General features: G+C 50.0%; 13 protein-coding genes and 2 tRNA genes. 10 read left to right on the top strand and 5 right to left on the bottom strand.

All coding sequences use genetic code 11. The features are described 5' to 3' along the window. Positions 1-59: 59 nt before the first annotated feature. The 4 genes from JOD55_RS01350 (at position 60) to JOD55_RS01335 (ending at position 1,056) form a co-directional block, all read left to right on the top strand. The gene (locus JOD55_RS01350) at positions 60-500 is read left to right on the top strand and encodes a DUF3566 domain-containing protein (protein ID WP_239538929.1); all 441 of its coding nucleotides are present in this window, start codon (positions 60-62) and stop codon (positions 498-500) included. Between the two features lie 230 nt (positions 501-730). After that, a tRNA-Ile gene (locus tag JOD55_RS01345) sits at positions 731-804 on the top strand. Then, a complete protein-coding gene (locus tag JOD55_RS01340; RefSeq protein WP_204397965.1) occupies positions 771-959 on the top strand; it encodes a hypothetical protein in 189 nt (62 codons plus the stop codon). Before JOD55_RS01345 ends, JOD55_RS01340 begins: the two co-directional genes overlap by 34 nt. A 24-nt stretch (positions 960-983) precedes the next feature. Then, positions 984-1,056: transfer RNA gene (locus tag JOD55_RS01335), tRNA-Ala, on the top strand. Positions 1,057-1,301: 245 nt separating this feature from the next. Here JOD55_RS01335 and JOD55_RS01330 read toward each other — a convergent pair. Beyond that, positions 1,302-2,657: a DUF5692 family protein gene (locus JOD55_RS01330; protein ID WP_204397964.1), complete on the bottom strand. Its 1,356-nt coding sequence runs from the start codon at positions 2,655-2,657 to the stop codon at positions 1,302-1,304. Between the two features lie 204 nt (positions 2,658-2,861). On the opposite strand from JOD55_RS01330, the gene JOD55_RS01325 reads away from it, so the two are divergent. Together JOD55_RS01325 and JOD55_RS01320 are read left to right on the top strand one after the other, a co-directional pair. Then, entirely contained in the window at positions 2,862-3,953 is a 1,092-nt protein-coding gene (locus JOD55_RS01325) for a hypothetical protein (protein ID WP_204397963.1), read from the top strand. Next, entirely contained in the window at positions 3,953-4,981 is a 1,029-nt protein-coding gene (locus JOD55_RS01320; RefSeq protein WP_239538928.1) for a DUF5692 family protein, read from the top strand. The genes JOD55_RS01325 and JOD55_RS01320 overlap by 1 nt, the downstream gene beginning before the upstream one ends. A 143-nt stretch (positions 4,982-5,124) precedes the next feature. On the opposite strand, the gene JOD55_RS01315 is transcribed toward JOD55_RS01320, so the two are convergent. Together JOD55_RS01315 and JOD55_RS01310 are read right to left on the bottom strand one after the other, a co-directional pair. Next, positions 5,125-5,922, bottom strand: a complete 798-nt coding sequence (locus JOD55_RS01315; RefSeq protein WP_204397962.1) for a CAMP factor family pore-forming toxin — start codon at positions 5,920-5,922, stop codon at positions 5,125-5,127. 319 nt (positions 5,923-6,241) lie between these two features. Beyond that, positions 6,242-7,171, bottom strand: a complete 930-nt coding sequence (locus JOD55_RS01310) for a hypothetical protein (protein WP_204397961.1) — start codon at positions 7,169-7,171, stop codon at positions 6,242-6,244. A 131-nt stretch (positions 7,172-7,302) separates the two neighbouring features. Between JOD55_RS01310 and JOD55_RS01305 the strand changes: the two genes are divergently transcribed. Together JOD55_RS01305 and JOD55_RS01300 are read left to right on the top strand one after the other, a co-directional pair. Continuing rightward, a complete protein-coding gene (locus tag JOD55_RS01305) occupies positions 7,303-7,824 on the top strand; it encodes a peptidylprolyl isomerase (protein ID WP_204397959.1) in 522 nt (173 codons plus the stop codon). Positions 7,825-7,832: 8 nt separating this feature from the next. Beyond that, positions 7,833-8,465 (top strand): rhomboid family intramembrane serine protease, encoded by a 633-nt coding sequence (locus JOD55_RS01300; RefSeq protein WP_204397958.1) that lies wholly within the window; start codon positions 7,833-7,835, stop codon positions 8,463-8,465. 484 nt (positions 8,466-8,949) lie between these two features. Here the strand turns inward: JOD55_RS01300 and JOD55_RS01295 are convergent, their stop codons facing one another. Further along, positions 8,950-9,225, bottom strand: a complete 276-nt coding sequence (locus JOD55_RS01295; protein ID WP_204397957.1) for a cell division protein CrgA — start codon at positions 9,223-9,225, stop codon at positions 8,950-8,952. Positions 9,226-9,389: 164 nt separating this feature from the next. Between JOD55_RS01295 and JOD55_RS01290 the strand changes: the two genes are divergently transcribed. Together JOD55_RS01290 and JOD55_RS01285 are read left to right on the top strand one after the other, a co-directional pair. Next, entirely contained in the window at positions 9,390-10,313 is a 924-nt protein-coding gene (locus JOD55_RS01290; protein WP_338022170.1) for a class E sortase, read from the top strand. 44 nt (positions 10,314-10,357) lie between these two features. Further along, complete coding sequence (locus JOD55_RS01285; protein WP_204397956.1) at positions 10,358-10,513, top strand: hypothetical protein; 156 nt, start codon at positions 10,358-10,360, stop codon at positions 10,511-10,513. Positions 10,514-10,796: 283 nt separating this feature from the next. Here JOD55_RS01285 and pknB read toward each other — a convergent pair whose 3' ends face one another. Continuing rightward, a complete protein-coding gene (pknB, locus tag JOD55_RS01280) occupies positions 10,797-12,632 on the bottom strand; it encodes a Stk1 family PASTA domain-containing Ser/Thr kinase (RefSeq protein ID WP_204397955.1) in 1,836 nt (611 codons plus the stop codon). Between the last annotated feature and the right edge of the window lie 30 nt (positions 12,633-12,662).

Raw genomic sequence — 12,662 nt, 5'->3', positions numbered from 1 at the left:
TATCAACCAGAGCTGACGTAACGAGCGCTGCTCATTACTAGGCGTGACGGAGAAATATTATGACAGCTTCGACTACCGAGAATCCCAAGAAACCTGCGGTAAAACCAGACGGGGCAGAGAAAAAGGCTAAGAAGACCGTCGGTATCCGCAAGGTACATATGACGATCTCGCACGTTGACCCATGGTCCGCATTGAAGATTTCTTTCTTAGTATCGGTTGCGATTGGGATCATGATGATCGTAGCGTCGATCGTGCTATGGCTGGTTTTTGATGCGATGCACGTGTGGGCGGGAATTGATGATCTTCTCAAGACGCTCAACTCCGAACAGCTGATGAAGCTTGGGCAGTTCCTGCAATTTGGGCGATTAATCCCGTTCTCGGTGGTTGTGGCAGTTGTTGAAGTTGTGCTTCTCACAGCGCTTGGCACCTTGATGGCTTTGATTTTTAATGTGATTGCGGTGCTCGTGGGCGGATTGCATATCACGGTCACTGACGAATAATCGTTTAAAACGAGTGGCAGACCGATCAGTTGATATTTGCTCAGCTCAGGCGAGTTAATGATGTGAAATTCAACTGATCGGCTGCTACAAGAAAGCCAGGGGAACGCCAAGGTGAAGCTGTTAGCAGTCAAAATGTGAGGTGCATTGCTAAGTGGGTGTTCAGATTTGGATATTGACCCCGAAGTGAGTTAATCTTATTCGGCACCGTTAATGGTGCAGCACCTCAAAGAGGGCCTATAGCTCAGTCGGTTAGAGCGCCACACTGATAATGTGGAGGTCGATGGTTCGAGTCCATCTAGGCCCACTGCTTCGGGAATCGATGGTAGAGGAGATGCGATGAAGAAAGCGATCGTCTGGATTGCTCTTGGAGTTGCTGGATACGTTCTCTTCCTCAAAGGCTCGGAAGCTGCTCAACGTCAAGGAACTTGGCATCAGGCAGCAAATAGGGTAGAGTCCTAGAAGCAAGATGCCTCAGGTATCAAAGGGGCTTTGGCGCAATTGGTAGCGCACCTGCTTTGCAAGCAGGGGGTTACGGGTTCGAGTCCCGTAAGCTCCACAAATAAAGAAGCGAGCGACTTTCGTCGCTCGCTTCTTTATTTGCGCTGGCAGCTTTTCGCTGCGTGGCCGCCGAGATTTGGTGTGGATTTTGCATGATCTCGATATATGTGGAGATGTGTGCGAAATCGCCCCAAAAGTGAGGGGTAAAGGGCAAGGCCGGGTTTAAGGCCAGATTGTGTGCAAAGCCTGAGCCAATTTTTCCTCAGTTTTTGGCAGGCTTGTTCTCGCACCTTTTCAGCTTCGCTACTTTTCCCTACTTTCGTGAGAGAGCGTCACATCCCATCGTGGATCGGCCAACACACCTTTTTCGATCAGCTTTGGGTCTGCCGCGAGAGGAGTGCGCAGTTTTGGATACCGCTTATCTTCTTTCCACCACGGCATCCATCCCACGTAGCCCTCGCGCGGCGGAACGTGACTATCGGGCTCAAAACCGAGCTCAAGCGGCGTCTGCTTGACCATATCGGTTAAGAAGTACTTGTCGCGGTCATCGGCATGTTCCTTAACCACTCGCTTGAATGCCCCCAATTCGAAGAACAGACAGTTCGTCAGTGGATTGCGCTGGAACTTCTTCATTTTCATTAGCCAATACACAAATAGCCACACGTTAAACAAGAATGCCGCCCAGGCGCACACAATATTCGCCATAGGATTCATTGTGGCGTAATTAGTCATTGCACTGGGCTGCACTAACAGCTGTGGGAAAATATTATTTGCCGCAATCCAGAACATTAACGTAAAGCAACGGAACCAGATCCATTGACCCTTCGCCCAGGTAAACGCAGGAACTGTACAAGCCAAGAGCAATGCAAGCGTGCAGTACCAGGTGTAATCTGCAAGGGCATTGTACAAGAATGCGTGATTCCACAGGTCGTAGGCGATAATCCACGGCCAAGCCATATCTACCCAAATAAGGCCGCGCACCTTAGCTTTACCAGGTGATGTAATGAAAATTTTGCCCAATCCAGTGATCGTAATGATATTCAAGAAACCAGCTGCCGCAGTCAAAAGATTCCAGTAACCACCCATTGTGCGGAAACCGGTTGCCGGATCGATACCGATACCTTTCGCAGCAAAGTTGTGGGCGACGGCGTCGTACCACTCGTCCGAAAGGACGGGGGCTGCAACTGCACGCGTCTCAGGTAGTCCGGCGATCATCGAAACGGATCGTGCGGCGTCGATCTCTTTCAAACACTGAGCGCTAGCTGCGCACGCTTGATAATCCTTGGCTTCAAAAAAGATCGTTATATCTCGAATATTTGCCTCGGTGATATTCACTGCCAAACCGATCCACAAGGCAACGCCCAGCCAAAAGGCGTATCTATGTGCCTTCATCGGATTGCGCTTTCCCCAGGCGAGCAAAAACGCCGTCATCGTTGCGGTGGCCACCATAATGACGAACTTTCCGAACGGAAACCATCCCACCATTGGTACGCCGTGGGCAATGACATAAGGTGTGACGAGTATTCCTCCAGCTGTCCAAAGCGCAAACGCCGTCCATACCCAGCGTCGATTGATTTCAGCAACGAGTATTTGCAATAGGAATACTGCGATCCAGCACAGGTAAACCCAACTAGAGCCAACTTCCCATAAGAACCCCATCGTTCTTCCTCCGATATCTACAGGGTATTAGCTATTAAACTAAACCCCATTTTTGTGTATAAAATGCGTGCCTCATTTTCTAAAAGTCCTGTAAAACGAATAGAAATCTGAGATACAATGAACCCATTCTAGTTCAAGGATGAATAGAACGAAACCACGCATATGCGTGGCAAACGGACAAATATCTTAAGATCGGGGAAGAACATGTCTCGTACACGCAAACGCAATAAGCTCCGCACATTAGCCAAAGTGGCGACGACGGGTGGCGCGCTCGGACTTGTAGGTATGTTTTCGTTTAGCCAGCTTTCTGGAAAAGCTACTAAAGAAGAGAATGAGTGGGTATATCCATCGGACGATCTGATCGACCGCTGCTACAACAATGGACGGTCCTCAACGTATGCGATCGACATTGACGCTCCTGCCTACGCGGTATATCGGCACCTTAAACAAATCGGCTGCGATAAAGCGGGATCATATTCTTCGGAATTTTTAGAGCGAACTTTCGCGCGTCTTCCTTTCTACAATTCCTATGAGATTCAAGAACAATGGCAAGGCGAGGACGCTCTGAAACCGGGAGACACAGCCGGATTCGACTTCACAGGAATGTCGATGGAATGGACGGATATTGTGCCCGGTAAATACATCTCCCAATGGGTCGATACCAAACATCCACCTAAAGCACCCGGATCATTTGCATTCCGTTATCCCGGCATGAAACATTACGCCGCTGCGTGGTGCTTTTACGTAGTGCCACTTAAAGGGGAGCGGTGCCGACTCATCAATCATTGGCGGATCGGCTTTGAGCCAGATAATGGTGTAGCTGCGGCAATCAACTGGATAAATATCGAGCTTATTGGCGGATGTATGGCACATCTCCAAAACCTATATATCAAACGGGTTGCAGAGTTCCGTAAGAAACCTCAGATCCAGGCGCGCATTAAACGGGCTGTGCTGGGCGGAAAAGTCTTCGGCTTTGGCACGCCTGCTGGACGATACGATGGCACTGAGCTTTACGAAGACACATACAATACCTGGTTGCGCTATGGGCGTCTCGATCCTGCGTGCAATGAGGTTCGACCGCCGGTTACGCAAAACGAACAATGGCCACCAACTGGGCCAGGAACTCCGTGGGAGCATATTGTAGACGAACACTATTTCGACGGCTGGGAAGAGCCAGAGTTCTCTTGGGACGAGCAAATTCGCCAGAAACAAGAAAAGACGTATCTCAAGAATTGGGGGAAGAAAACTACCACGCCAAACGATTCTCATCCCGCGACATCGGCAGGTGAGAGGTAATGACTCCCGATTATCCAACGCTGTTCTTCTTCGAAGTGGGGCAATGGTGGGATTATGTGATGCTCGTGGCAGTGATCGGTGCGCTCGCGGTAACTGCCTGGCTGGCTATTCGTAGTAAATGGGTAGCGATTGCGGTGTTTATCGTGATTCCCGTTGCGCTGACGATCTTCTGGTGGCCATATTCCACTGCTGGCACAAGTTCTGCAGGCTGGTTCCCGATTGTGAAACAGTACTCCGCTTTGCTTGGATCACTTTCCCTCGTTGCACTGCAGTATTTCCCCAAGCTGCGCACAAAATACTGGTATTTGTGCATCCCACCCCTCATTTTGTCTGTCAACATTATTGAGGCGGTGATACGCGACTTCCAGTGCTACTTCATTCACGGCGTCGATCCATCAAATCATATGGTCACATGGGGTGGACCGTGGAATATTATGAATGGAATTGCTGGAATTTTGAATTTCGCAATGATTTCAGGATGGGCAGGCATCTACGTATCTCAAGGCAAGGACAAACGCATCATCTGGGGTGATCTAACCCTCGGGTGGATCATCGCCTACGATATTTGGAATTTTGCCTACGTTTATAACTGCCTGGCAGATCGTGCGTGGTATTCCGGAGTGGCGCTGTTACTGGCGTGCACAATTCCAGCATTTATGACGGTCGGAAGAGGAGCCTGGATTCAATACCGCGCGTATACCCTCACGTTTTGGTCGGCAATTGTGCTAACGTTCCCGCATTTTATGCACGATTCGATGTTCGCTCATCGCTCCGCTCATAACCCGACGGCGCTCTTCACCGTTTCATTGTTATCGTTACTGATCAATGTGGGTGTTTTTGTTTACCACGTCAATAAGATTGCTCGTACACGGCGCAATCCTTTTGTCAGTGAGGTATATGGGCACGGTAATCGCGAAGCCATGATCGCTACCGAGCCGACAAAGGCTACAAAGACTACAAAGACACCTGTGAAGATACTTGCAACATCGCCGAATGAAGCGCTTGCTCAGACTCCCAATGAGAGATAAAAGGACTGAGGTGGTGTGTTGGTGATAAAAGTGGTGGTGTGGGTCAGTCCCACACCACCACTTTTGTTTTGCACTAATTTCTAGTTTCTAGTTGCGGTGTGCACTAGCAACTTGCAGCACTCACTCGCAACTAAGGGCAAAAATCACTTCTTGTCTGGAGCGCTGATTGCCTTTGCGTAAGCTGCGTTGAGAGCAGTTACTTCATCGTGCACTTTCTGAACTGTTGCACCTGGATCGAGCGATACGCCAACTGCATGAGTGATAGCTTTGTTCAGCTCGTTGTAAACCGCGAAATCCTTCTTACCGAGGATGTTCTTATCGCGGTTAATGCGGGTTTCCCAAATATCCTTGCGCAGTTCGTGCTTTACGTAAACGGTAGCGATGTCACCAGGGGTGAGATCTGGGTAGGTGCTTACGCGAGCGAGAGTATCGATCAGATCTTGCTTGGAAGCCTTCAACTGGTCTTCGGTTGCGGTGAAGTTGATGATTCGGAGAATCGCCTTGGTTACGGAGAATCCGATTTCAACGTGTGCAGCCTGAACCTTGTTCTGAAGGGTGTGTACGGCAGTGTCGATGGTGATGCCCACCTGGGTTACCAACTCAGCGCGAGCAAAGATGGTGCTTGGATCGAAAGCAATGACGTCACCAGCGATGATTGCCTCAATCTCCTTGCGGAGTTCAGCAGCAGTCTGGAAAAGCTCCATGAATTCCTTGCCCCAGTTAGGCTGAGGAACTCCCTCATTCGCTTTCTTGATCTTGTTCATGGCTGCATCAATATCAGCCAAGGCCTTCTTGGCTTTTTCTTGATCAGCGTTGCTGTAGGTGGAGACAGCTGAGGTGGCAGCTGCTTCCGGATTGGAATCCTGCTGTGCCAAGCTTACGCTTGCGCCTGGTACAACCAGCGTGGCGGCCAAGGCCATCGAAACGATTGGATTCTTCATCTTAGTCTCCTCGAATATTCGATTATTTGCTAGAACGGGGTGTTCTAACAATTTTGAGTTTATGACGCATATGTCCAAATTTGGAAGAATAATTTTAGATGTCCAAAATGTGATACAATTTACATTTCAACTATAAGACAGTTCTGACCTTGCCTTGTAGTGACTATTTCGCGCTATAAAAGGAAAAGGTTGTGGATTCGAAATTTAATTCGAATCCACAACCTTAATTAGTTCTTGCCAGAGAGTTTTGATAAGTAGTAGCCTAGTTAGGTTAGCCTTGCTAAACTCTGGCAGTTTTTAGTCACTTTTTAGTCAGTTTTCAGTCGTTTTTCTCAGCTACAGCTTCAGACTCTTCCTTCACGGCGTCATCCGAACCCAATTTGCTAGCAGCATCCTTAACAGCATCAGCTGCGTCACGAGCTGCATGCTTAGCCTTCGTGCCGGCCTCAGATGCCTTTTGTTTCAAATCCTCTGCAGCCTCTGCAACTGAATCGCGCAACGTCGGTTCATCGCTCGACACAGCCACATCTTCCCAATATGCCTCTGCCCACGGATCTTCAACCGGTTGGCTACGCTTCCAGAAATAGTAGCCAACAGATGCAACTGAGCCAACGATCAGCGTAGAGACAAAGCATTTCTTGCGGCGTGCCTTACGCTTTTCTTTCTTCTGAGCCTTCATGATTTCCTTTTGCTTCTTGAGAGCTTCTTTCTTGGCTGCATCAGCTGCAGCTTTTGCCTTTTTCGTGAACTCTTTCGAACCAGACTTAACGTCGTCGATCGTAGCTGTAGCTGCCCCCACAACCATAGGGATATAGTCTGAACGAACTTTCTCCGAGGCATCCTCAACGTACGGACGAATCTTTTCTGCGGCGTCTTCCACAAATGGACGAGCCTTGTTCGCGGCGTCGTGAGCTGCTTCATTCACTCGCTGTGCCGTTTCTTGAGCAACTGGAGCAATACGCTTTCCGGCATCCTCTAAGCGTGGACCAGCCCAAGCGCGCAACTTACGGCCAGCTTCCTTTGCTTCATCAAGGAGATCGGAAACAACTTCCTGAGTTGCCTCCTTGACTTCAAGAACCTCTGCCTTAGCCTTCTTCTTATTCTTGCAATGGATAATCGACATAGTGCCACCTCCAGGCGTCTTGGACGACTCCGGGAGGGAGACGTCGCGTCGAAAGATCGAACCAATGATCAGAAATGATGAGATCGAGCCAACGATCAAATCGAAATCAGTGATCGATATAGTCAATCATTACATTTTAATAGCCATTCTTTCAGCAAACCGTGCAAATTGTGGATAAATTAAGCTGATAGCAAGCACTTTCCACAGAAAGTGATGGGAATTCTTACCTAGCCTTGCGAGTGTGTGAAAATAGGGTTATGAAAGCAACACTACATACAAGTATGGGCGATATCGCCGTTGAACTTTACCCACAATACGCACCGGAAACGGTGGCAAACTTTACCGAGCTTGCTACCGGAAAGCGTGAATGGGCAGATCCTCGCACAGGTGAGCGCGTCTCGCGCCCTCTCTACGATGGAGTTATCTTCCATCGCGTGATTGATGGGTTCATGATTCAAGGTGGCGATCCGCTCGGAACTGGTACCGGCGGTCCAGGCTACACTTTCGACGACGAAATCTCGCCAGAAGTGAATTTCAACGAGCCATACATGCTCGCAATGGCCAACGCTGGCACGCGCATGGGTCGCGGTACGAATGGTTCGCAATTCTTCATCACCGTTGCGCCTACCACCTGGCTGCATGGTAAGCACACGATCTTTGGCAAGGTTGTAGACGCCGAATCCCAAGCAGTGGTAGACAAGATTGCCACCACTCCAACGGGCGCGATGGATCGTCCGCTGGACGACGTCGTCATCAATAGCATTACCGTAACGGAGTAACGCACTCTATGACGTACTATTCGGACGCCACATCAGGTAGTTTTCCACCTCACCGCAATAATGGTTGGGATCGGACACGCCAGATGTGGCGTTCGTCGTCGATTCCGGTGACGACGGCGTTTATCGGAATCTGTGTGGCAGTAGCGGTGATTGAATTCCTATTTCCGCAGGTGGGGATAGATTTACTCTTTTTCCCACCGCTCGCTTTTGACGAACCGTACCGATTCGTCACTTCGGCATTTTTGCATGGCGGAATCATGCATTTGCTGCTCAATATGTATGCGCTGTGGATGCTTGGTATGGCCTTGGAGCAAAGGCTTGGGCGCTGGCGTTATATTGGCTTGCTTGTTGTGAGTGCTATCTGTGGAAACTTGGCTGTGTATGCCTACTCGTGGTTGAGTGGAAATTGGGCTGTTGCTGCTGTTGGCGCCTCTGGTGCTGTGTTTGGGCTCTTTGGCGCAATGCTGTTGCTTGCCCGTGGCTCGTCGAATTTCCGGGGCATTTTCGTGTTGCTGGTGGTGAATTTGATGATGAGCTTTATGATTCCACAAATTTCGTGGGAATCGCACGTAGGTGGCTTAATGGGCGGCTTGGTGTTTACTGCGCTCTTTTGTGGAAGAAAGTATCGTTCGAGGTACTAGCTCGAGGTACTAGCGGCTAGTGCCTTACTATCCACATTTCACCACACATTGTGTGAAGAACGATCAAGCAAATCGCTGTGGACATTACCCACAAAATGGTCACAACCTGTGGAAATACATCCATGTAATTCTCCACAGCTGTGTGTAACTTGTGGATAATTACATCGATGTAATTCGGATAGAATATTGCGACTGCCTTCTAGAAGTACACGGGATGAAAACTAGAAGCACACGGTATAAACAGCGGAAGTAGGCGACATGTAGAGTGGAAGCTCATGACATCAACATCTGAAGCAAGCTGCATCAACAACTGAAGCGAGCAACATAAACAGTAGAAGCACACGGCATAACGAGATAAAAATTTGGGAGAGGGCATTAGCCCTCCCCCAAATAGAGTCTCTATCTCAAAATCGCCATAACGATGTAGACAAGCAAGGTATTGGTATAGCAATGAGCTGCTTGCTGCCAATCAACGGCGATATGGCTACTTCCAGCCCATCGTCATGAGGAATCCAACCAACATCAGACCGATTCCAACAAAGAGGTTGTAATTGCCATTGCTAAAGAATGGGAATGGATAGCTACCATTCGTTACATAGGCCGTAACCACAACAATAAGGCCAAGAATAGCAAGAGTCACCATCAATGGCGCATACCAACGAGGGGAATGCTTATCGATCTTCTCAACTTTCTTGCTGGTAGCACGTGCCTTAGCAGTTTCGCGATCAACCACCTTGCGACGCTTTTTTGATTCAGGCATAGCAATCCTTATCTACAACAATGTTTTCCACACTAAGACTATTCTACATGCCCGCAAAACACGAAATATTTCACGTTTAAAGCACAGAATTACTTGGGCAGTTGCCATGATAAAGAACTAGCAGATTAGAATATTTTTAGAAATCAAGTAAAGAAAGAGGCTCCGTGGGCAGACATTCAGACCAGCAGCAAGATCGGCTAGAGGATCTCCTCTCAGACCCTCAGAATCACAGTGTCGACGACGCTCGGATCGATTACGCAGAGCCGCAGGACTTGTCGTCGTCACCGTCGTCTCCGTCGTCTTCACAAACGACTGATGAGGAAAAAAAGAAAAAGAAAGGCGCCGGTTGGTTCAGCCGGATCCTCGGCGTCTTTGGCGAACTACTCATCACTGCAGGTCTGCTCATCGGATTATTCATCGTCTGGCAGCTGTGGTGGACGAATGTAGAAGCAACCGCCTCAATTAATTCCGAAGTGAGCAAATTGCACGACGATTTCGGCGAAGTGCCACAAAAGATTGGCCAGCCTCAAAGCGGCGAGCCGCCAATCATTTCGCCAAATAAAACCGAAGGTGCGCCACTAGCAGTTATGCACATTCCTGCGTTCGGATATGATCACGCCACCCCAATCAAGGAGGGCGTATCGAAGAAAGTGCTTGACAGCGGCGCCTTTGGGCACTATCCCAAGACTGCATTACCAGGTGAAGTCGGAAACTTTTCCACTGCCGTGCATCGCGAAGTTTACGGAGCCCGCATGTTGCACGTAGACACGCTCGAAACTGGCACCCCGATCGTCGTCGAAACCCCAGACGCTTGGCTCGTATACAAGATGGTCGGATATGAGATCGTTGACCCATCCGATGGCCACGTCATCTTGCCTGATCCTTTCGTTGCTGGAGAAGCTGTGAAAAACGGGCGCAACATACCTGATACCAAGCCCACCCGGCGTCTGCTCACTATCACAACCTGCCATCCACCGATGGTGTCTAATAAACGCTGGATTGTGCACGCTGAATTCGATCACTGGGTTAAGCGTTCAGATGGAATGCCACAAGAGCTCGTAGATCCAGACGAACAAGCAAATAAGTAGCGAAAGCACACAATAGCTAACAACAAGCCCTAAAAGGAAAATAAATGTATTCAGCGATTTGGCGAAAACTTCCCGGACCCACCTGGCTCAAAATTATTGAAGCGTTCATCATCATTTTTGCGGTGGTAGCGTTTCTGTTCACCTATGGATTTCCCTGGATTGTAGAGCACACCAATATCATCGACAACACAGTCGGATAATGTGTGAGTGCTCGTAGGTGATAACTGTGGGCCTTATGTGGCTATACGCGCGTGGCCATACGCAGCCTTACGTGGCGTTACGGTGTGGTCTTACGCGGCGTTACGCGGCTACGCTGCGTTGGTAACACCTACGAGCATCCAAAGTACCTATGCTGCTCATGAGCCTGAAACAGGCCGGCCAGCCTTAACTAGGCCTGCAACCGTCAAACAGATTGGCAAGCGTCAAACTGGCCGGCCAGAGCCCTCCAGCCTCAACTAGCCGAAGCGGCAACTAATCTACCTGCTATTTGCCAGTTCCGTTATTCGTATTATCGCCAGGAGCTGGAGGTTTAGGCGTAGGAGGAGTAGGCGTTGGCGTAGGTGCCGGCGTCGGAGCTGGCCCATCAGAGATTTGTAAGGTGATGCGCGCCGTCACATCAACAGGACCAGCCAAAGGATCTTGCTTGATCACAGTGTTCTTCGGCTGATCGCTCGCAACACGCTCGGTGTTATACGTCAGATGCAGCGCCGACAAGCTGTTAATCGCATCCTCTTGCGTCTTTCCTACCAGATTTGGCAGCTCAATTTTTCCTGAGGCCACATACAGGTGGATCGCCGTTCCCTTGGAAACGCTGCTGCCTGCACTTGGCTCAGTGTCGATCACGATACCTTTTTGGGTACCTGCCTGGTTCGTGGTCTCCACACTGCCTACCACCAAACCTAATTTCTCAAGCTCAGCGCGCGCCTGCTCTTCTGTGATTCGACCCGTATTCAACGTTGGTACCGTCACTGATCCTGGACCTGCCGAGAAATGCACAGTGACTTTTGTGCCCTTATCAACCGAAGTTCCCGTCGCCGGATCAGAAGAAACAAAGCGCCCAACTGGGATCTTATCGTCATTAACCGGGTCACCCAGCACGAATTTCAATCCAGCACTTTCCAGCGTCTTGCGCGCCCCGGCCTGATCTGCATTTGCCAAATCTGGCACATCAACTTTCACTACGGCAGGAGTGCTAGGAGTTTCAGTATTATCGCGGGTGAGAGCATAGGTAATACCAGCGGCAGCAAGCAAAAGCAGGAAAACGATCAGAGTGATAATCCACCCCTTCTTCTTTTTCGGCTTCTCTTCCTCTGCCACCGGCGTCATACCCGTTTGCGTATGCGTCATCGCTGCTGCTCCTGTGGGAACGTAAGCTGGTGCCACCGTCGTCGCGTCAGAAGGTCGCGGAGGAGTGGGGACGACGCGCGTCTGCCACGTATCGACGTCGGGTGCCAATACTGCTCCGCCACGTGCGGCACGCAATAACTCAAGTCGCATTTCAGCAGCGTTCTGATAGCGGTCTTCGCGCTTTTTCGCGAGCGATTTCATCACCACGCGATCAATCGCATCAGGAATATCTGGAGCGATCTGAGAGGCGGGCTTCGGCGTCTCAGACACATGCTGATATGCCACAGCGACGGCCGAATCGCCTTGGAACGGCGGTTTACCAGTCAAAAGTTCGTAAAGCAAGCAGCCAGTAGAATACAAATCCGAGCGAGTGTCAACTACTTCACCGCGTGCTTGCTCTGGGGAAAGATACTGCGCAGTACCAACAACCGAGTTGGTAGACGTCATGGTAGCTGCTGAATCGGCGATAGCCCGCGCAATTCCAAAGTCCATCACTTTGACCTTGCCATCTTGGGTCATCATGATATTGCCCGGTTTAATATCGCGGTGAATGATCCCCTCTTGGTGGGAATACTCAAGAGCGGAAAGCACACCGGCCACTACCTGCACCGCTTCATCAATCGGCAGAGCTTGACCATTAGAGAGCAGCTTGGAAACAGTGCTACCTCGCACATACTCCATCACGATATACGGTAGCGCGAGCGTGCGGCCAGCAGCAGTCGTCACATGCTCCTCAGACGTGTCATATACAGCCACGATCGCAGGGTGGTTGAGAGCCGCAGCCGACTGTGCTTCACGGCGGAAACGTGCGAGGAATGTTGGATCAGCTGCAAGATCGGCGCGTAGCACCTTGATTGCAACGGTACGGGAAAGGCGAGTGTCATATCCGATATGCACCTGCGCCATACCACCGCGACCGATGAGGTCGCCAACTTCGTATCGTCCACCGAGGATGCGTGGAATGTCCGTCATTGTTTCGCGCTCCTGTATGCGTCTAGATAA

It is taken from the genome of Arcanobacterium pluranimalium (genome assembly GCF_016907845.1).
Taxonomy (GTDB): Bacteria; Actinomycetota; Actinomycetes; order Actinomycetales; family Actinomycetaceae; genus Arcanobacterium_A; species Arcanobacterium_A pluranimalium.
Note: the sequence above shows the minus strand (reverse complement) of the source record. Positions and strands in the feature narration are given on the sequence as shown.

Coding starts and splice junctions, on each gene's coding strand:
- pknB (WP_204397955.1), bottom strand. CDS start 12,632: ATGACGGACATTCCACGCATCCTCGGTGGACGATACGAAGTTGGCGAC.
- JOD55_RS01305 (WP_204397959.1), top strand. CDS start 7,303: ATGAAAGCAACACTACATACAAGTATGGGCGATATCGCCGTTGAACTT.
- JOD55_RS01300 (WP_204397958.1), top strand. CDS start 7,833: ATGACGTACTATTCGGACGCCACATCAGGTAGTTTTCCACCTCACCGC.
- JOD55_RS01330 (WP_204397964.1), bottom strand. CDS start 2,657: ATGGGGTTCTTATGGGAAGTTGGCTCTAGTTGGGTTTACCTGTGCTGG.
- JOD55_RS01285 (WP_204397956.1), top strand. CDS start 10,358: ATGTATTCAGCGATTTGGCGAAAACTTCCCGGACCCACCTGGCTCAAA.
- JOD55_RS01315 (WP_204397962.1), bottom strand. CDS start 5,922: ATGAAGAATCCAATCGTTTCGATGGCCTTGGCCGCCACGCTGGTTGTA.
- JOD55_RS01325 (WP_204397963.1), top strand. CDS start 2,862: ATGTCTCGTACACGCAAACGCAATAAGCTCCGCACATTAGCCAAAGTG.
- JOD55_RS01350 (WP_239538929.1), top strand. CDS start 60: ATGACAGCTTCGACTACCGAGAATCCCAAGAAACCTGCGGTAAAACCA.
- JOD55_RS01320 (WP_239538928.1), top strand. CDS start 3,953: ATGACTCCCGATTATCCAACGCTGTTCTTCTTCGAAGTGGGGCAATGG.
- JOD55_RS01295 (WP_204397957.1), bottom strand. CDS start 9,225: ATGCCTGAATCAAAAAAGCGTCGCAAGGTGGTTGATCGCGAAACTGCT.